General features: G+C 69.4%; 20 protein-coding genes and 1 pseudogene. 5 read left to right on the plus strand and 16 right to left on the minus strand.

The annotated features are described in order from the left end of the window. Positions 1 to 230: 230 nt before the first annotated feature. The 3 genes from DLJ59_RS19580 to DLJ59_RS19590 all read right to left on the minus strand — a co-directional run bounded on the left by DLJ59_RS19580 (position 231) and on the right by DLJ59_RS19590 (position 2,883). The gene (locus tag DLJ59_RS19580) at positions 231 to 1,676 is read right to left on the minus strand and encodes an APC family permease (RefSeq protein WP_124774118.1); all 1,446 of its coding nucleotides are present in this window, start codon (positions 1,674 to 1,676) and stop codon (positions 231 to 233) included. An 11-nt stretch (positions 1,677 to 1,687) separates the two neighbouring features. Beyond that, positions 1,688 to 1,948 carry a hypothetical protein gene (locus DLJ59_RS19585; RefSeq protein WP_123110557.1) on the minus strand — a complete coding sequence of 87 codons (261 nt, stop codon included), beginning with the start codon at positions 1,946 to 1,948 and terminating at the stop codon, positions 1,688 to 1,690. Between the two features lie 107 nt (positions 1,949 to 2,055). Further along, positions 2,056 to 2,883, minus strand: a complete 828-nt coding sequence (locus tag DLJ59_RS19590) for a GPP34 family phosphoprotein (protein ID WP_124774089.1) — start codon at positions 2,881 to 2,883, stop codon at positions 2,056 to 2,058. 442 nt (positions 2,884 to 3,325) lie between these two features. On the opposite strand from DLJ59_RS19590, the gene DLJ59_RS19595 reads away from it, so the two are divergent. The 3 genes from DLJ59_RS19595 to DLJ59_RS37520 all read left to right on the plus strand — a co-directional run bounded on the left by DLJ59_RS19595 (position 3,326) and on the right by DLJ59_RS37520 (position 6,252). Then, positions 3,326 to 4,201 carry a helix-turn-helix domain-containing protein gene (locus tag DLJ59_RS19595; protein WP_124774090.1) on the plus strand — a complete coding sequence of 292 codons (876 nt, stop codon included), beginning with the start codon at positions 3,326 to 3,328 and terminating at the stop codon, positions 4,199 to 4,201. Beyond that, positions 4,194 to 4,394 carry a DUF397 domain-containing protein gene (locus tag DLJ59_RS19600; protein WP_124774091.1) on the plus strand — a complete coding sequence of 67 codons (201 nt, stop codon included), beginning with the start codon at positions 4,194 to 4,196 and terminating at the stop codon, positions 4,392 to 4,394. Before DLJ59_RS19595 ends, DLJ59_RS19600 begins: the two co-directional genes overlap by 8 nt. 520 nt (positions 4,395 to 4,914) lie before the next feature. Next, positions 4,915 to 6,252: an NsdA family TPR-like regulatory protein gene (locus DLJ59_RS37520; RefSeq protein WP_244236131.1), complete on the plus strand. Its 1,338-nt coding sequence runs from the start codon at positions 4,915 to 4,917 to the stop codon at positions 6,250 to 6,252. Between the two features lie 15 nt (positions 6,253 to 6,267). Here DLJ59_RS37520 and DLJ59_RS19610 read toward each other — a convergent pair whose 3' ends face one another. From DLJ59_RS19610 to DLJ59_RS19660, 13 genes and pseudogenes are all read right to left on the minus strand, one after another. Beyond that, a complete protein-coding gene (locus DLJ59_RS19610; protein WP_124774092.1) occupies positions 6,268 to 7,287 on the minus strand; it encodes an NAD-dependent epimerase/dehydratase family protein in 1,020 nt (339 codons plus the stop codon). Between the two features lie 163 nt (positions 7,288 to 7,450). Continuing rightward, a complete protein-coding gene (locus tag DLJ59_RS19615) occupies positions 7,451 to 8,740 on the minus strand; it encodes an AcrVA2 family anti-CRISPR protein (protein ID WP_124774093.1) in 1,290 nt (429 codons plus the stop codon). Then, positions 8,737 to 9,459 carry a GGDEF domain-containing protein gene (locus DLJ59_RS19620; RefSeq protein ID WP_158630871.1) on the minus strand — a complete coding sequence of 241 codons (723 nt, stop codon included), beginning with the start codon at positions 9,457 to 9,459 and terminating at the stop codon, positions 8,737 to 8,739. The genes DLJ59_RS19615 and DLJ59_RS19620 overlap by 4 nt, the downstream gene beginning before the upstream one ends. A gap of 151 nt (positions 9,460 to 9,610) precedes the next feature. After that, complete coding sequence (locus DLJ59_RS36360; protein ID WP_158630872.1) at positions 9,611 to 10,210, minus strand: hypothetical protein; 600 nt, start codon at positions 10,208 to 10,210, stop codon at positions 9,611 to 9,613. Further along, positions 10,203 to 10,622, minus strand: coding sequence for a hypothetical protein (locus DLJ59_RS19625; protein WP_124774095.1), 420 nt, complete (start codon positions 10,620 to 10,622; stop codon positions 10,203 to 10,205). The genes DLJ59_RS36360 and DLJ59_RS19625 overlap by 8 nt, the downstream gene beginning before the upstream one ends. Next, positions 10,619 to 11,116, minus strand: a complete 498-nt coding sequence (locus tag DLJ59_RS19630; RefSeq protein ID WP_124774096.1) for a hypothetical protein — start codon at positions 11,114 to 11,116, stop codon at positions 10,619 to 10,621. The genes DLJ59_RS19625 and DLJ59_RS19630 overlap by 4 nt, the downstream gene beginning before the upstream one ends. A 210-nt stretch (positions 11,117 to 11,326) precedes the next feature. Next, a complete protein-coding gene (locus tag DLJ59_RS19635; RefSeq protein ID WP_124774097.1) occupies positions 11,327 to 11,947 on the minus strand; it encodes an RNA polymerase sigma factor in 621 nt (206 codons plus the stop codon). Positions 11,948 to 12,104: 157 nt separating this feature from the next. Then, on the minus strand, positions 12,105 to 12,896 hold the full coding sequence (locus DLJ59_RS19640; RefSeq protein ID WP_124774098.1) for a hypothetical protein: 792 nt from the start codon (positions 12,894 to 12,896) through the stop codon (positions 12,105 to 12,107). A 24-nt stretch (positions 12,897 to 12,920) separates the two neighbouring features. Further along, a complete protein-coding gene (locus DLJ59_RS36365; RefSeq protein WP_158630873.1) occupies positions 12,921 to 13,064 on the minus strand; it encodes a hypothetical protein in 144 nt (47 codons plus the stop codon). Positions 13,065 to 13,205: 141 nt separating this feature from the next. Next, positions 13,206 to 13,667 (minus strand): hypothetical protein, encoded by a 462-nt coding sequence (locus tag DLJ59_RS19645; RefSeq protein WP_124774099.1) that lies wholly within the window; start codon positions 13,665 to 13,667, stop codon positions 13,206 to 13,208. 313 nt (positions 13,668 to 13,980) lie between these two features. After that, a complete protein-coding gene (locus tag DLJ59_RS19650; RefSeq protein ID WP_124774100.1) occupies positions 13,981 to 14,622 on the minus strand; it encodes a hypothetical protein in 642 nt (213 codons plus the stop codon). A gap of 469 nt (positions 14,623 to 15,091) precedes the next feature. After that, a pseudogene (locus DLJ59_RS19655) lies at positions 15,092 to 15,949 on the minus strand (TRM11 family SAM-dependent methyltransferase); the annotation flags it as partial. Continuing rightward, on the minus strand, positions 15,931 to 16,500 hold the full coding sequence (locus tag DLJ59_RS19660; RefSeq protein WP_244236126.1) for a hypothetical protein: 570 nt from the start codon (positions 16,498 to 16,500) through the stop codon (positions 15,931 to 15,933). The gene DLJ59_RS19660 and the pseudogene DLJ59_RS19655, both read right to left, overlap by 19 nt. A 257-nt stretch (positions 16,501 to 16,757) precedes the next feature. On the opposite strand from DLJ59_RS19660, the gene DLJ59_RS19665 reads away from it, so the two are divergent. Together DLJ59_RS19665 and DLJ59_RS19670 are read left to right on the plus strand one after the other, a co-directional pair. Further along, entirely contained in the window at positions 16,758 to 17,528 is a 771-nt protein-coding gene (locus DLJ59_RS19665) for a hypothetical protein (protein WP_124774102.1), read from the plus strand. A 392-nt stretch (positions 17,529 to 17,920) separates the two neighbouring features. Then, positions 17,921 to 18,217 carry a pilin gene (locus tag DLJ59_RS19670; RefSeq protein WP_053065296.1) on the plus strand — a complete coding sequence of 99 codons (297 nt, stop codon included), beginning with the start codon at positions 17,921 to 17,923 and terminating at the stop codon, positions 18,215 to 18,217. Positions 18,218 to 18,222 lie beyond the last annotated feature (5 nt).

The raw sequence follows: 18,222 nt of genomic DNA on the forward strand, positions 1-18,222 counted from the left end.
GGACCATGGTCTCCGAGGGTCGCGGGTAGTCGGCCGGCGTACGCGCCGTCCCGTAGCTCGGCCCCGGCCCGTGGTCGGCAGACCCTGGCCCGTAGGCCGGGTGTCCCGATGGGTCGGCGGAAGGTGCCGCCGACATGGGTTCCGGTCGCCATCCGGCTTCGACGTGCTCGGCGCTGTAGTGCCTGCCCGCAGGAGGCATGGGCGCGTGGGTCATCATCGTCGCCCCCTTGTCAGATCGAGACGTTGATAGCGTCGGGAACGGCGTGGGTGCTCGGGGTGCCCCGGCCGATACCGGCGTGGACGTCCGGGCGGGACTGCCGCAGATGCCCCGCCCACATCCCGCCGAGGACGGCGAACGCGGCCAGGATCGCGGGCAGCAGGAACGGATACAGCGACCCCGGCGCGGCACCGAGTAAGGAGCGGGCGTTGCCGATCATCAGACCCAGCAGCACCAGCCCACCCAACACACCGAGCGCGGGTGCGAGCCGCCACTCCCACACCCCCGGCCTCGGGCCGCGCACGCTCGACGGTGCCATCATCGCCGCGACGGAGGCGGCCAGCAGCAGACACAGCAGGCCCATCGCGCCCAGCGTCGAGAGCCAGGTGAACATGACCGCGATCGGGTCAGCGCCGGTCAGCGCGAACGCGCCCACCACCACCGAGGCAATGGCTGTCTGCGTCAATGAACCGCCGCGCGGCGCGCTGACCCGGGTTGCACTGCCCGTGCGCGCGAGGCCGGCGGGGAGGACACCTTCGCGAGCCATGGCGAACACGTACCGCGCTACCACCGAGTGGAAGGCCAGCATCGAGGTGACGACCGCGAGGACCAGCACCAGCTCCGCGAACGGCACCCACCCGCCGCCGAGGCGTTCCAGGACCGCATACGGCAGACCTGCCGCCGGGTCGGCGGCCACCTCGCCGACGGCAGCCGGGCCGACGGCCACGCCCATCGCCCACGCCGCGAGCGCGTACACGCCGCCGAGGACGACCACCGCGCCGATGGTGGCCCGGCCCACCGAGCGGCGGTCGACGGCCTCCTCGACCATCGAACCCGGGGCGTCAACACCCATCAACGCCGCCACGCAGAAGGCCACGGCACCGCCGACACCGCCGACCGCCAGTCCCGAGGCGTCGAAGCCCGACCACGACAGCCCACCGTCCGCCGGTTCCGCCGCGCCGGTGAGGACGAAAGCGGCGACGATCAGCAGCGACACCACCAGCACGGCCACCAGGAGCCGGGTGGACAGCGCGATCGCCCGGATACCGAACGTCGCGACCACGGCCAGTGCGATGCCCGCCCACACCCACCACGCCCCGCCGAGCTGCCCGGCGAGCGTGGCACCGAGCAAGCCGTACAGGCTGATCTGGATCGAGTTGTAGGCGACCAGGGCGACCAGGCCGGCTGCGACGCCCCAGCCGCGCCCGAGGCTGTTGGCGAGGATGCCGTAGTAGGCCGCTGGGTGCCCCAGCTGGCGGGCCATCGCGGTGTATCCGACGGTCAGTAACGCCACGATCGCCGCGACGAGGACGAACACCAGCGGCAATGTCGTTAGCTGCGTGGTCGCGTAGGTGGCGACGATGCCTCCGGCGAGCACCACCATCGGCGCCGACGCCGCCGCCCCGAACACCCACAACCCTGTGGGAGTCAGCGTCCGCCGCGCGAGCGCCACCTGCATGTGCGTCGACCTCATCGCTGCCCCCGCCCCGGCGTGTTCGGGCAGCACGAGAGCTGGCAGCCGTCCACCGGGTGCCTGCTCACGTCGGCCGCGTTCGCCGGGACGAGATACACCGCCGCCGGGCGTACCGGTCCGCGATGCCAGTAGCGGCGGTCGCGGTCAAGCCGCCGCTGCGCGGTCTGCGCGTCGGGGGTGAAGCCAAAGAGGTCGTGGCAGCCGTCTGCCCACTGACGGCGGATCGCGTATCCCCACGCGAACTCGTCCGACGTCACGTCTCCCGCGTCCGTGACGGCGGCATCGACACGCGCAGAAGGCGACGAAGGTGGCAGCCACCGTCCAGCGTTGCACCAGCGTGGCGGGGCCAAAGCCCGTATACGGGTCAGAGCGGACAGCATGAGGGGTGCCTCCTTCGATAGCAGGGCGCGTAAGGGTGAGCCCGCGAGGTCATCGCCAGCAGGTGATCAAACGTCTGGGGTTGGTCGTACAGGTCAGGGAGAACGAGGTGACGCCGGGAGGGCACGACGCCGCAGCGGCATCGCGGAGCGGTGCGCGCGCACCCGGCTCGGCAACAGATCGGACCGCTGGCCACCGGACGCGGGCCGCCACATCCGCCCCAACGCCGACCCACCGGGCTCCAACAACACCGGCGACCGCGGCTCATACCCCAGCCGAGCAACCAGGCTCTCGCGCGGCCGGGCGCCGCTGACCTCCGTGGAGGCCGGTAGCCCTTCCGCGTCGAGCCTGTGGTGGTAGCTGGCCAGCAAGCCGCGTGCAGCGCCGCTCTGCCCGGGACGAGCCGCGAGGTGCGCGAGGTAGTGATGCGGCGTATGCGGGAGCACCGCATTGACGTAGGCGTGTAGCAGCGCGAACCGGGGGCGTGCGATCCGAGGAGCCGTTGCAGGTAGTACACCCAAGACGCAGCCGGCGCGGGCGACTCCAACCGCGAATACCAAACCGCCACCGCGGCGTAGTCATCGGTCATGTTCACCTGGCCCTCGTCTACCCCACGCGCCAGCACGAGCTGTGCGTGGCGGCGCAGAACGACAGGGCGCTCAGCCGCGTCCGGGACCACCTCGATGTGGCGGCTGCTGATCAGCTCGGCGAGCAGTGCAGCGCCGCAACCGACGCTGAGGGCGCTGGTGTGTGGGCGGGGCTTACCAGTCACGTCGTCGTGAGCAAGCCCGAAGAAGTCATCGCCGAGCATCATCGGACCGGCCTCCCTCGGTAGCGATCATGGACGTCTGCCCCAGCCCGCCGCCGCGCTCTTTCAGCTACGACGGCGGACGGGCGCTATATGTGGCGGGCAGGGGCCGGTATGGTCGGACCGCACGCATTCACGTGCGGGTCCTACAGCCGGTCCTTGTACGCCTCCGCAGGGCCGGGACCCGACCGGGTTGAACGGTCGGCGGTGACCAGGGATCGATACATCGCTTGTGGTAGGTCCACCTTCACGGACAGTCCATATCGGCCGGAATCCCCATCTGCCACCCGGCCTAATGCTCGTTCTGACACCCGGATGGCCTCTGAGCAGGTCCTCGACACGGACCGTCACCACGCACCGGGCTTGATCGCCAAAATTCGGGGTTACGCTGACCGCACAGCCGGTGAGCGATAGCCCATCGGCGATGGCGTGTACCCGGAGGTGCGTCGTGATCAGCCCGCTCGTGCGCCGCCGGAGGCTTGCCCAGGAACTGATCCGGCTACGTGACGGACGTGGGTACTCATCTGCCCACGTCGCCTCAGCGGTAGGAGTCTCACGTCAGCGCATTTCCGAGCTGGAGAACGGCCGCGTCGTTCCCAATCTCGATCTGGTCGCCAAGGTTCTGAAGTTCTTCGCATTGGCCGAGGAACAGAGGCAACAGTTGATGACGATCGCCCGCGACGCGCAGGAACGCGGATGGTGGGCCACCTTCGCGGAAGAGATGGGCACACGCCAAGCGCTCTACGCCGACCTCGAAGCTGGAGCGAGCGAGATTCACGAGTACCAGATGGTGTACCTACCGGGGCTGCTCCAGATACAGGCGTACACCGAGGCGCGCATCGTGATGGACCGCCAGGATGGTGCGACCTACAGCCTCGCCCGAGCGCTCGAAGCCCGCGCCGGCCGCCAGCTCGTCCTCAAGCGGCCTGACGGCCCAACCTACGAAGTCATCATCGACGAACTGGCGGTACGCCGATTCGCCGCGCCCGCGCCCGTGATCGCCGAACAGCTCGACCACCTTGTGGTGGTCGGGCACGAGCGCCCGACCATAACGATCAGACTCCTCCCGCTGGCCGTTGAGATTCGGCAACACGCCGTGCCGCGCTCGGCATTTTTCACGTACCGCTACCGGGACCCGCAAGACCCCGTGGTGGCCGCCGTGGACACAGTCACGGATGACCTCGTGCTGACCGACGAGGCGGACGTCAACCGCTACCTCGACCTGTACGCCCGGTTGCGGGAGGCGGCCCTGTCGCCTGGCGACAGTCTTGACTACCTGGCCGCAACGGCCGAGGAGATCAGGAGAACGATTCACAATGGTTAAACGGCGGTTCGGTCCCTGGCGAAAGTCCACCCGTAGCGGTGGCGCCGACAATTGCGTCGAGGTCGCCACCAGTACCGATCGGCACATCGGCGCCCGCGACTCGAAGAGCCCCGACGGCGGCATCCTGGTCTTCAATCCAGGTGAGTGGTCGGCGTTCGTGAAGGGTGTGCGGGACGGCGAATTCGATCTGTAACCCCTACGACTGGCCGCCAGGCTCGTTCACTGGCCCGGCGGCCAGTCGTTAGGTCCGAGAATCGGTTGGGCCTGACGAGCCCATCGATGTCACGCACGTGCGGACGCTGACCCCGTGCTTGAACCGGATGGGGTGCGCTGGGACCATATAGGCACATCAGTTCGGCGGCGATGTCCGGACGCCGGGCGCACCAAAAGGATCGATCTTGGGGGCCAGCAGTGGGAAGGGAGATCGTTCCGAACGCGCGCCTTACGGCGGCCCGTAGGTCGCTGTTATCCCCGTCCGGCTCGGAACGCCCGATGTCGCGCCAGGAGCCGACCGACGCCTGCTACACCGTGCTGGCCAGGATGTACGCCGAACAAGGTGGCAGGCAACGGTGGCCGGGTCTGACCGAGGTCGCAACAGCACATGCCGACGATGCTGGGGTGCAGAACTCATGACCGACTCCACGGTGACGCCAAACGACCAGCTGAGATCCGCCCGTAAGGCGATGCTCTCACCTTCGGGCTCACGACGCCCGATGTCACGGCAGGAATTGGCTGACGGCTGCAACGCCGAACTCAATAGACGGTACGAAGCGCAGGGACGACGGCCCCGTTGGGCCGGCATGACCGAGAAGACCATCGGTACGCTCGAACGGGGCGAGATTCGATGGCCCAACGAGGACTACCGTCGCGCGCTGTGCGCGGTCCTCAAGTCGGATGAGCCGTCGCTCGGTCTTTACATCGACCGGCCTGGTTCTATGGTGCAGGGTGATCAACAATCACTTAAGAGGGAGTCAGATTCCTCGCAACACCGTCGTGTTGGGTCTTTCGGTGGGCGCCACGATGCATACGAATACGGGCAGGGCTTCCCACTCGGCCAGGAGGAGCTTGAGTGGTCCATCGACCGATCCGCTGACCAGGCGTTGATATTCGCGTCAGCGGCTGCGGCTGGCTTGGATGCGCAGTCTACCGATGATCTGTTCAGCAGGGCATCGGACATTGCCCAGGACTATGCGAGCCAAGACAGATGGCGGACGTTCGTCCGCGCCAAGAGCCTCCGGGACAGCGCGTTCGAGCAGGCGGCCCGCACCAAGCGTCCAGACAACCTAGCTGACCTATACCTGCTTTCAGCTCTGAATAGTCTTTTGATGGCCTCCGCAGCATTTGACCTCGGTCGTCCGAGTGGGGCACTGCGTCTTGCGCAGGGCGCCCGGACACTCGCTGGCTTGTCAGGGCATACCGAAGCTGAGGCTTGGTCTATCGGTCTCGTGGCCACGCTGTTCAATTGGCAGAATCGCCCACAGGAGGCCCTTGTTGAGATCGAAAGGGCGCGTCGGCTCACCGCAAGCAAGAAGGAACTATTTCGAATTTTGAACATCAAGGCACGTTCATCCGCGCTTCTGGGCGACCGCAGCGGGACCGAGGACGCACTGGGCGAGGCGCAGGGTTGCCTAGCTGGAGCCAACTTCGGCAGTATGCTGCACGACCAGATCGCAGGCGAGTTCGGCTTTGACTCCGCGAGAGCCTCAGCATGCGCTGGCACAGCGTGGCTGCACCTCGGAGACGGTGCGGCAGCGCGCTCTTATCTCGAAGCCGCAGTCGCCGAATACGAGGCGCTTCCACATGTGATGCGGCCCTGGGCACCGCTCACGGGTGCCCGGGTCGATCTTGCGACCGCCTGTGTAATTTCCGGGGACCTTGAGGCTGCGGAAGCGGCCTTCGAGTCCGTGTTCAAGTTGGAGGATGGCCGGCGCATCTCCACAATCACTGGACGTGTTGATGCGACTCTCAGGCAACTGCGCAGTAACTTCAAGAACGATAACCAGGCCCGCCATCTAGGATCACGAATCGAATCCTGGTCGAAGGGGGATTGAACAGTGTTCGATTGGCTATCGCTGATCGACTGATGCCAGGATCTCCGCTTCATGCTGTTGCGTGAGGCCGATCTCGGCTGATCGCTCGTTCAGCATCTGCTGCGCGGTCTGCATCCACGCCCACGTAGCCGTGACGGTTTCAGCGAGAGGTCGACTTCGCAGCCCGACGGCGAAGGCCGCTGCGGCATCCACGGACCAGACTCCGCGATGGGTTCGCCACAGAGGTAGCTCAGACCATTGACGGACGCCTCGGCGAAGAAGAACGTCGTCGGCGACCCAGACGATCTCCGCGCCCGAGGCGGTGGTCCGCTTACAAGCGTCCAAAAGATCCGCGAAGGTGTCCCGATTCGTCGGTCCCGCCACGTTAAATATTCCCATATGATCGTCGACGAGCGCGTTCAAAAGAAACTCGGCAGTATCGCGTACATCAATAGGTTGGATCGTCCGGCCGGGTGGTCCGGGCGCGACGACTCGGCCGCCCGCAGCCACTCGCCGCAGCCACCAAGGGAGCCGTCCCACATATTCGCGTGGTCCGAGCACCACGCCGGGACGAATAATCAGGGCTCGGTCATGGCCGAACGAGTCCAGGACGGCACGCTCGCAGCCTGCCTTTAGGCGGCCGTAGCGAGTTGGACCGTCCTCGACGTCGGGCGGACCGAAGTCCTCCTCCGCGTCCGGTGGGCAGTCGAGGACCACCGAAGCTTCGCTCAAGGGTTCCGCCGGCCAGCCCTCGTACACGCTGACTGTGGAGACCAGGGCGTAGCGGCGGCTCACCGTAGCCAAAGTGCGCGAGAGAGTATGAACCTGCTTTGGTACGTAGGCCGCCATGTCGATGACCGCATCCCAGGGTCCGGCCTCGACAGCATGGCGCACGTCGGAGGGCTCCAAGCGATTCCCGCGCAGCACTCTCGCACCGGGGACATCCTCGCCCGACTTGCCACGATTGAACGTTGTGACCGACCAGCCACGCCAGAGCGCCGCTTCAACCACGGCACGGCCCAGGAAGAGGGTGCCGCCAAGAACTAGCAACCGCATGGTCGGTATCTTCGCCGCCGCAGGCAGACGGCACCAGTGCTCAATCGATTTCGTCGAACGTAGGCCATGAGGTCTCAGAGAGCTGGTCATCAAGCACGAAAGGGCGATCGCGCCGCCTGCGTGTGGTGGCGGCAGAATGCCGCCACCACACGCAGGGACATCGTCAGTTGCCTGGGGCCTTATCGCCGTGGCGCTGATCCAGGATGCGCACTGTGGTGCTCAGCTTGATCGGCGCGTCCTCGGGGCCGCGTAGGAACGGATGGATGTAGACCGGGCGGCGTAGGGTTCGGCCTGGCCCGTATGCCTGGTTCCGCCAGTGCCCGGTAACCCAGACGCGGCTGGTGTAGGTCCGGCCGCCGCCGGTTCCAGTGGTCTTGGCCTCGTCGTCTCGTTGGCCGTGGGTACGGATGCGCACGATCCGTACGTCGGGCAGAGGTCGCTGGGCGCGGGCGTACTTTTTGCGTATCGTCTTGTTGATCTCTGCCGGTACGTCCTCGGCCGCCCTCTGAGCGATGAGTAGCCAGGTGGCCAGTAGTATCGCGGACCCGCCGGACGGGCTGTCGACGGATTGATTGAGACGCAACTGGAAGGTTCGCATGGGTACCAGCCAGCCCACCTCTTCACGCAGGTGTTGTAGTGGTTGGTCCTCGAGACCACTACCGATGGCGCGGTAGACGACAGCCTCGATCACGTTGTCGCCTGTTGACCAGGAGACGGCGGTCATCCGATGTGTTGTCGCCGGATGAGCCCAGAAGAGTAGTCCGTCGTCGCAGGGTGCGAGGTCTTTGCTCGTGGTGACCGCCGGCAGCTGCGAGGCGGCGTGTTCGGCCAGCTCGGTGAAACTGTCGTCGATCCAGTAGAGCCGGGCGCGGTCGAGACTGTCTGCCAGCTGGCTACGCATGTGGCTGATGCGAAGAGTTGTCGGTAGCTCCTGGGGGCCGCGGTAGAACGACGCTAGCCGGTCACGGACCTTCGGAAGGTCGCGGGGACTCAGGTCGAGGTCTGGCCAAGCGGTCGTGGTGAGCAGGACACGGCCTGGTTGCCGCTGGCGCAGGAATGCCTGGTGGAGCTTGTTGGTCTCGGCGTGGGCGAGGGGTATGTCGTGCACGCGCATGCGTCGTACCGCACGGTCGACCACCTTTATCGCCCGTCCGGCGTCGAGGTCTGCCATGCACGGTACGCAGGCGGCCCAGGTCTCGCCCATGTCCTGCACCAGGCCGGACTGGCTGCTGGTCGCCAGTACTCTGACGTTGCCGCCGATCAATGTCCACATCGGGTGCTGGTCGCCGCAGAAGTCGCAGGTCCGGTTAACCGTGTCGAGCTGGCTGGTAGGGACGGGCACCGGCGGGTGCCCGTCGTTGTCGCGGTACAGGGGGTGGATGTACTGGTCATCGAAGATGTTGAGCGGAGTCAGGCAAGTGGCGCACGCCATCTCCGTACGAGGACCGGTCACGCGGTCACCCCCCGCTGCTGGTGGAGGTCGCGCAGGCGCAGCCCGCGGCGGGCCTCGCTGGGCGGCATGGTCATGCCCGGGGTGTAGAGCACGTGCTGGTTCCGGCCGCCGCGCTTGGCGTGGTACATGGCGATGTCGGCGCGGTGCAGGGCCACGTCCTCCAGCGGGTCGTTGCTGTCGACCACGGCGACGCCGATGCTGGCGGAGAGAGCGACGGCGGCCGGGCCGGTGGCGGCCTGGACGTCGATCGACGTGGCGACGCCAGCCAGCAGCGCATCGGCGATCTGGCGGATGCCGTGCTCACGGACGGGGAAGATTCCGGCGAACTCATCGCCCGAGTGCCGGGCGATCTCACCGCCGTACGTGGTGGCGACGTGAGCGAGCCGTTCGGCGATCTCGATCAGGACCTCGTCGCCGACGTCGTGTCCATGGTCGTCGTTGATCTCTTTGAACCCGTCGAGGTCGAGCAGGATGGCGACCACCGGCTGTCCGGGGAAGGTGGCCGCGAAGGCCGCGTACGCGGTGCGCAGGCCGCGCCGGTTGTAGAGGCCCGTCAGCGGGTCGTGGGCCAGTTGCCAGGCGGCGTCGGCCAGCTCGTCGCGCAGCTGCGCGACGGCGGGTCGGGCGGCCAGGTAGCCCACGCCGAAGCCGACGCAGGCCCCGGCGAGGATGGTGACTGCCGTGTAGATGATGGCGGCCACCAGGATTGTGGTGAACACTGGACTCCTCCAATGCGAGTTGGAGAAACCCGGGACGCGTTCGTTTTCGAGGCGGTGCGTCCCGGGTCCTGGGTGTGAAGACGGCCCGCCTTCTGGCGGGCCGTCTTTTCGTGTTTCAGCCGCCGGTGACGGCGGCGTGCGGGAAGGCGGGTTAGCTCGGTGTGGCCGGCGCGATGGAGCCGTCGAAGCTCCAGACGGCGCCGACGCGCACGGGGTAGCGTCCCGTGCCGAGGTGTGGCGAGCGGTACGGGTCGTCGGTGCGAGGCCACCGGCCGCGCAGCTCGGACGGCTCAGGCGGTGTGCCGGGCGGCCGGTGCTCGTACCGTTCGCTGATCACCCGCACGTAGTTCACCTCGGATGCGTAGGCGACGTAGACGCCGTTCTGGATGGTGCCGCCGAGCCGGTCGCAGCAGGCGACGGCGACCGGGTACCACCCGTTGACGAACAGGCTGACCTGGTGCCCGCAGGACAGCCACAGCAGGAACACCACGAGACGGTGCAGCTGCCAGCCGTCCGGTGGCGAGTCGGCCGGGCCGGGCCCGTCGCCTGGTTGTGCGCATGGGGCGCAGATCGGCCCGGTGTCGGGGCCGTATCCGGCGTCGCACTGCTCGCAGACGATCTTCAAGCACGAGCGGCATTCGCCGGAGGCGGTCGTGCGCAGGTCGGTGCCGCAGTAGCCGCACGGCCCCTGCATGCACGTGTCGTCGTGGTGGCCGGGCCGGTGGGCCAGGCAGGGATGCGTGCTAGTCATCGCTGCCGCCTCGGGCGTAGCCGTAGACGGCCTCGGCGGTCAGCGGTGCACCGGTCGTCGCGGCCGGGGCGGCGATCTGCCGCCAGCCGTCGTTCTCGCACGCCAGCCATGTGACGACGCCTTCGGCGGTGACCGAGACGACGTCGCCCACCGATAGCGAGCGGCGGCGCATGAGCCGGTACGCGGCGGCGATGAGGAAGTCGGCCTCGCCTTGCGGCGTACCGCGGCGCGCCTCCAACATGTCGAGGTCGGCATTGAACACCTGCCAGGCCCAGTCGACGATCTCGATCGGGTCGGTGCCGGTGGGCCACTGCCGCCAGTGGGAGATCACCTGTCGCAGCTCGTGGCCGTCCTCGTACGGGAAGAACCGCGACTCGGTGTTGTGGTAGATCGCGACGACGTGCAGGCTCATGACCGGCCCTCCGGCGTCGCCGTGACGATCGGCCGGACCCGCAGCAGTTGGGCCGCAGCGATCCGCGCGGCCAGCCGCCCGGTGCGCGGGTGCAGGTAAACCTCGTAGCCGCTTGTCCAGGCCAGGCTCCACGCCGCTGCCGGCTGACCGAGCCGCGCCTGCGTGGTGACGTCGCCATGGAAGGCGACGCCGAGCGCGGACAGCTGCGTCTCGACCGAGTGGGTGTGGTGGTGGCTCATCCGCCCGGCCAGCATCGGGCACGCGGCAGCCGTGTAGGCGGCGCACTCGGGGTGCATGCCCGGCTCGTCGGCGGACATCGCGGCCAGGTCCATGTCGCGCATCGCGAACACGATCCGGCGCTCCAGGCCGGTGCCGCAGGTCTGGCACAGCCGGTCGTTGAGCGCCTTGGTCTGGCGGTCGACGTCGACCGCGCCAAAGCGCCACCGGCCGTCCGGCAGTTGCAGGGTGGTGTAGGGGACGACGAGTCCGCCCACGGTGGGACGGTGGAGGAGCCGGGGCGGTATGCCGGGGCTCGGGTCGTTGGGGCGCAACGGATTCTCCCTGTTCGGGTTAGTGAATCCGGGCACGGCCGTGCGGCCGTGCCCGGGTGCGCGGGTTCGCGCGATCGGCCGGGCATCGGCCGGGTCTGTGGTGCGGGTGCCGCGTGGCGGGCGGTCAGGCGGTCACGCCTGGCGGCTACCGGGTTACGCGGTCACCGGCGGGGTGGTCAGCGTGATCTGCATACGGCGCAGCGCGCGCCGCTCCAGGTCGCCCACGGCCCAGACGCTGCGGCCCATGAGCCGTGCGGCGGCGTCGCGCGGGTACCCGTCGAGGTAGCGCAGCTGGATCGCGCGGCGCTGGTCGGGGGTGAGCCGGGCCATCGCGTGCACGAACGGCAGCCGCCCGAGCCGGGTCGGGGCGGGCCCGGCGGTGACCGGTGCGACCGGGCTGCGGTCGGCGTCTTCGCGCACGGCGTACGCGGCGCGCAGGTAGCGGCGGCGCGACCAGTCGTGCTGGTTGCATGCCTTCGCGGCCTGCCAGATCAGCCAGCCGCGCACGTCGGCCAGGGCGGAGCCGAGGTCAGCCAGGGCGTTGGTGAACGTCTCCTGGACGAGGTCGGCGATCAGGTCGCGGTCCCGGCCGCGCAGCCGCACCGCGACGTAGCGGGTGACCGGTTCGCGGTAGGTCAGGTAGAGGGCGGCGAAGGCGTCGCGGTCGCCCTGCTGGGCCTGGTGCAGCAGGGCGAGGATGTGCGGGGCGACTTCGGGCCGCCGGCGGGCGGCCGGACGGAGGGGGCGCTCGGCGGCAGTCGTGTGGCGGTGCATGGAGTCCTCCAATGCGGATCGCTGGTGGTCTCCGGGCACGGCCGTGCGGCCGTGCCCGGGGTGCGCGGGTTCGCGCGGTCGGCCGGGCAACGGCCGTGGTGGTGCGGTGCGGAATAGTCAGGTCAGGTGGCTGCTGGAGTCAGCGAGCGGGCGGCTGTCAGCGCCGGGTGATGCTCCAGGTCCACTGGTAGGCGCCGATGGCGTAGAGCCCTTCGGCGTCGGGGTAGCAGCGGTCGATCTCCAGGACGCGTTCGTCGGAGAGGCTGTGCTGCTGCCAGGAGATGACCGCGATGTCGCCGTGGAAGGCCACGGTCGGGAACTCACCGGGCATGGTGGCCGGGTGGCTGTTCAGCTCGTCGAGGTCGCTGATCATCCCGGTGACGGTGTCGCGGGTAAATCGGGGCAGGACCCCGTCCGCCCCGAAGTAGCCTTCGGCGATCACCGCCGGGTAGGGCAGGCGCTCCAGGGCCGGGGCCTCGACCCGGGATCTGATCCAGGTGGCCTCAGCCGGGACGATCTCCCCGCGGTGATCGGCGGTGCCGTACGCGTACGGCCATCTGCCGGTGTCGATCCAGAACCAGTGGTGCTTGCGCTTGACCCCGTACCGGATCGTGTCGATCACCGGGTGGATCGAGCGGTCGCGGCGGCGCACCTTCAGCAGGACCAGATTCCGGTAGGGGTCGGCGTGATCGTGGACGCCGCTGGTGCCCGAGGCGGGGTGCTGCCAGGTGAGGGCATGAGCGCGGTGGAGTTGGCCGGTCTCGTCGTGCCAGCCGGGCGATCCGTTGGAGCGCAGCGTCTCGCTGCCGGTCTCGTCCTGCTCCCAGATCAGCGCCGCGACGGCGCTGGGCGCTCGCAGCAGATGGGCGGGGTTGTTGACGGTCGGGGTGTGGACGGCGTGTTCGGCCAGGGGGCTGACCTCGGACAGCCGCCACCAGAGTTTGGACATGGTGATCCTCCGGTTGGGTGGGGTTCAGGGAAGGTGCACGATGTGGGTCGCGCCGGCAGGGGCCAAGAGGTGCATGGTGCTGTCCGGGCGGGTGTAGGCGAGCAGGGTCGCGGCCAGCCGTAGCGCGCCGTTGATGGCGTCGGTCTTGTTGTCGCCGGACGCGGCCATGAGCGCGTCGATGCTGCCGCTGGTGCGGCGGGTGGCGTTGAAGGTGACGCGGGTCAGCCCGTCGCCGGTCTCGACGATGGGAACGTCCAGGCATGGAGAAGGCGCGCGTCCGTCGCCGGTACGCGCGCCTGGGTGGTTGGGCTACCGGGTCGAGTTGTACAGGGTGAGGTGGGCTTCCTTGAGGTGTCCGGCGCAGACCTCGCCGCTGTTGCCGGCGGCGCTGAGGCTGTCGGTCAGTGCCTTTGCTGCCGCGGCGGGCACCGTGTCCGAGCGTCGGAAGGCACGGTTGTGGGTGTGCTCGGCGAGGCGCTGCACAATCTGGGTCAGGTGCGCTTGCACGAGGTTGAGCCCGGCGGTCAGCCGGGTCAGGTCGGCCATGTCGTGCTGGTCGGCGGCCCAGGTGAGGGTGTCGCCGAGGTGCTCGGCGGCCAGCAGCAGCACGTGCACGGTGGCCACGGTCTTGGCCGGGTTGAAGTAGGACTCGTCGCCCAACAGGGCGGCGACCTGGCCGAGGACGGCCTGACCGTCTGCGTTCAGACGGGGTGCGTCGACCAGGCGGGCGAACCAGTCGTGGTCTGTCAGGTACCAGGCGGGCTGAAGCATTGTCGTCTTCCACGGGACACGGAAAGTGGCGGCCACCGTTCGGTGACCGCCCTGCAGGGATGGGGGTACCGCGCCCCGGTCGCGGCTGCGAGGGGCTGGGTTGTGTGGGTGCCTGGTCTGGGTCAGGCGGCGGCGGCCGACCGGGATGCGGTGGGCGCGGTGCCGTCGCGGGCGACGTCAGATCAAGGGGCACATAGGTATAAGGAGAACCTCCAGGCTAGGCCGCCCCGGGCACGGCCGGGGCGACCTGTCAGGCTCGGCGACCTGTCACGACCTGACAGCCCGCGAACCTGACAGGTCGCCGCCTGTCAGGTCACTGCTGCTGCGGCTCGTCGGCAGGCCGCGTGACCTGCGCTTCCCGCTCGCCGGGGGTGGGCCAGAACAGGATGCGAGGCATCAGCCCCGACCGGTCGGCGGCCCGCGACAGCAGCAGCGGCACGAGCATCAGCAGCGTCGCCGCGAGCCGCACGAGCGGCACGGGGCCGTCCCAGGGCCCGGCCAGGAGCACGGCGGTCGCGCCGAGGGCGACGGCGTCGATGACGATCTGCGCGACCGTCGCCGCGTGCCACAGCTGCTCGGAGTTGGACCAGTACGCGCGTACGCGCAGTGCCTGCCCGGCCGCCTCGGCGGCCATGAACGGCAGCCTGCACACAACCAGCAGCAGCGCGACGCCGAGCAGCAGCGGCCATCCGGCGGCCCAGGCCGCCAGCAGCACGGCCACGGTGACCAGCCCGACCAGCGGGCCGATCTGCCGGTTCCCGGCGTCGATGAGGCTGTAGAGCAGCCGCGACCATCCGGCCAGCGCGAACCCGGCGACGACGGCCAGGACCGCGACGATGGCGAGGTTGCCGCCGGTCACCGCGAGCCCGTTGACCGTGATGACGGCGACCAGCAGCGCCAGCCCGTTGGCGCTGGCGTAGGTGCTGCGCTCGGGCAGCGTCAGGAAGTTCCGCATGTTTGCCTCCAAGGGTGTGAGGTGGACCGGCGCGGCCGTCTCGGCGGCGCCGGACGCAACGGCGGTCGAAGAGGTAGAAGGGCGAACGCCGAGCGGGACTCGCGGCGGCCGGTGGTGCGGGACGAGTCCCGGTGCCGGCCCGCCCGAAGCGGTACTCGAGCGGGACTGGTCCCGCCGGGCGGCGAGGCGGTCCCGCTTGATGTCGGCGTAGGGTCCCGCCCGCGTCGGGCGCGGGCGGGACTGTCGTGCACCCCACCCCACCCCACCCCAGCCCAAGGCGGGACTCGGGTCGCGGGAAGCGTGACCGTGGACGGCCGTTGGTGAGGTGCACGGGTCGGCGGGCACTGGAAGCGGCGGGACTGACCTGCCCCGATCCCGCCGCCTCCTGGTGGGCGGTATCGCGTCAACCGGCGCGATGCACGCCGGTCACAGGGCTTGACCTGCCCTTCTGCGACACCGGTGTGGACCTTTACGGGTGCCGGAGCACCCAGACGTCCTCGTGCGCCACGAGGTGCACGGGGACGCCTTCGGCGCGGGCTCGGCGGACCGCCATCAGGCCAAACATGCTGGCCCGGTGCACGATCTGCCCGTCGCGGACGGCGGCGAGCATCGCCGCGCACCGCTCCACCGGGACCAGGCCGACCGACGTGGCCACGGCCAGCAGCTCGCCGGGCAGGTCCACGAAGTCGTCCCGCTGGCGGCGTACCGGTCGGCAGGTGATGACCACGGTCCCGCCGGGACGCAGCAGCTGGTAGCTCGCGGCCAGGATCTCGGCGAACCCGTCGAGCAAGCGGGACCATCCCGCATAGGCGAGGTTGCCCGACTCCCGGTCCCCATAGAGGTGGTCCCGCTTGCGTACCCCGGTACTCGTCGCCCGCACCAGGCCGTGAGTCCCCCTGCCGTAGGGCGGAGAGGTGAGCACGAGTCCCGCTCGCCCGACCGTGGACGCCGGGACCAGATCGAGCAACCTGGTGGCGTCGCCGGTGACGACTCGCCCGGTGCCGGCGGCGCCCTGCGACGCAGCCAGCGCGACGTTCGCTTCGGCCAGGGCGGTGAAGCGGGGCTCGATGTCGATCCCGATCCCCTCCCGCCCCAGGTGCATGGCCTCCACGAGGGTGGTGCCCGACCCGCACATCGGGTCGAACACCAGGTCTCCCAGCGCGGTGTAGGCCCGAATGGCGTGAGCGGCCAGGTTGGGCAGCATCTTGCCCGGATGGCTGGACGACTCCGGGACGTAGCGGCCTCGCCGCTGGTCCCGCGAGGGCTGCTGGCAGGTCAGCCACACCGACGTGACCGGCATCGGCTCGGTCACCGCCCACCCCCGTTCCCGGCCGCGCTGAGCGTCATGATCAGCACGTCGGTGTGGATGTCGAGCAGCGTCTCCTGCCCACGCCGGGGCGGCCGGTCGGCCGCCACGATGTGCTGCAGGTAGCTCAGGCCCGCCGTCTTGGCGGCAACGATGACGTCGACCGGTGCGGTCACGTCGTGGCTGAGCAGGACGGCCACGCAGCCGCCCGGCAGCAGAGCGTCCCGGCAGCGGATGAAGAACTCCACCGGGACCAGGCCGTCGAGCGGCCAGCCGGTGACGATGAGCCGCGCGGGCTCCCGCCCCCAGCCGGCCTGCCGGGCCGCCTGAAGGTGACTGCGGCGGCTGGCCGCGATGACCGCGCGGGCCAGCTGCGGCCCGTCAGCCAGATCGACGATCAGCTCGCCGGGATGGGTGAGGTTGTGCACGGGCCGCACCCCCATGGCGTTGGACATGGTGTCGCCCCTGCGCGGGGCGGGCACCGGCCAGACGGTGATCGGCACGGGCACGTCGCCCGGCACGACGTCCCCGACCGGGACCGGGGCGCTGTGGTGATTGGTGTTATCGGTCATAGGCACGGTGGCCCCCGGACCGGCGGGCGTACTGACAGTGCCTAGAACGGCCGTGTTGGGCCGATCGAACCCGCCCCCGACCTGACAGAACCAGTCAGCGACCGATCCTGCGGACCGGGCTGACAGCCGCGAACCTGACACGAACTGTCCGAACCTGTCCCGATCTAACGGAGCCTTGAGGTGTCAGGTCGCCTGTCTCCAATCGAGCCACGAGCCGCCGCAGCCGGCGGTTCGGCTCCACCACGAGGGGACACGACATGCCAACCACCACCACCTCCTTCCGCTCCGGCGCCCTGGCCCAGGCCGAGCAGGCGTTCGCGCTGCTGACCTGCGAGCCCGCGCCGCTGGTGTTCGACGCCCGCCCGGTGCCCGGCCTGCCGGACAAGACCATGCCGCTGGATGCGCTGCGCAAGATGATGCTGTTCGAGAGCTACGACTCCGACACCATCGACGCGACGTGGCGGCAGCTCGCGCTGCAGGCCCGGGAATGGGGACCGGCGTGGGTCGTCGGCGCGATCGGCGTCGCCCTGCCCGCCCTGACCCACTTCGCCGCGAAGTTCAGCCGCGGCTACCCCCGCCACGCCGAGGACATCGACTCGGAGATCCTGGCCGAGTTCCTGCACGCGCTGCGCACCGCCGACCTCGACCGGCCCCGGCTGTGGATGCGCCTGACCTGGGCGGCGTACCGAGGCGGCGAAGCGGTCATCAAGAAGATCCGCGACACCGAGGAGCTTCCCGCCGAGCTGTCCAGCGGATCGCGTACGCCCAAGCGCCCGTACGGCCACCCGGACCTTCTGCTCGGCCGGGCCGCCGCCGCTGGCGTCATCACCTCGGAGGCCGCCGAGCTCATCAGCGCGACCCGCTTCGGCGACGCGCTCATCGAGACGCTGGCCGCCGAGAAGGGCGTGACCGCCTCCGTGCTGCGCATGCGGCGCCGCCGCGCCGAACGAGCCGTAGCCGCGGCCGTCGTACGAGGCGAACTGTCCGTCCCGGCCCGTACCCAGCTGCGCGAACCCGCGCTCGCCTGACGGGCAACTCGCCACATCCCGCCGCAACACCAAGGCCGCCCCGGGCATCGCCCGGGGCGGCCTCTTTCGCGTCCCCGCAAGCCGGTTGCGTTGCGGGGCAGCCCTGTCAGGTCCGCCGACGCGGCGCGGCTGTCAGGCGCAGACAGGTCGTGACAGGTCGCAGGCCGGTTCGATCGCCCTGACAGCACGGATCTGGGCGGTGCATGTCATCCACGGCATGCCCGCCCGGTGGGGACAACCCACGGGCGAGGCCCTACAGGTCCGGCATGGCTGGCGCGGCGTACTGACACCGCAATCCCTTCCCTTGCAAGGGAGGAGCGCCCCCACCGGATTTCTCCAGGACTTCGCCCGGTCCCCACCGCGGCGGCCCCCACATCCTGTGGAGCGCCGCAATGCACACAACTCTGCACTACCTCAACGACATCCTCGCCGCCGCGCCGCAACCGCTGGCGGCCCCGAAAACCCTGCCGCAGGTCATCGACGGCATCCGCACGTGGATCATGGGCATCATCGCCGCCGTGGCCACGATGTTCCTCGTCGTGGGTGGCCTGCGCTACATGGCCGCCGGAGGCGACCCGAGCCAGGTCGAGCAGGCCAAGGGCAACTTCAAGTCCGCCCTGATCGGCTACGCCCTGGCCGTGCTCGCACCGGTCGTGCTGACCGTCCTGCAGGGCATCCTCGGCGGCTGAGGACA

This window comes from Micromonospora inaquosa, from assembly GCF_003857055.1.
GTDB lineage: Bacteria > Actinomycetota > Actinomycetes > Mycobacteriales > Micromonosporaceae > Micromonospora > Micromonospora inaquosa.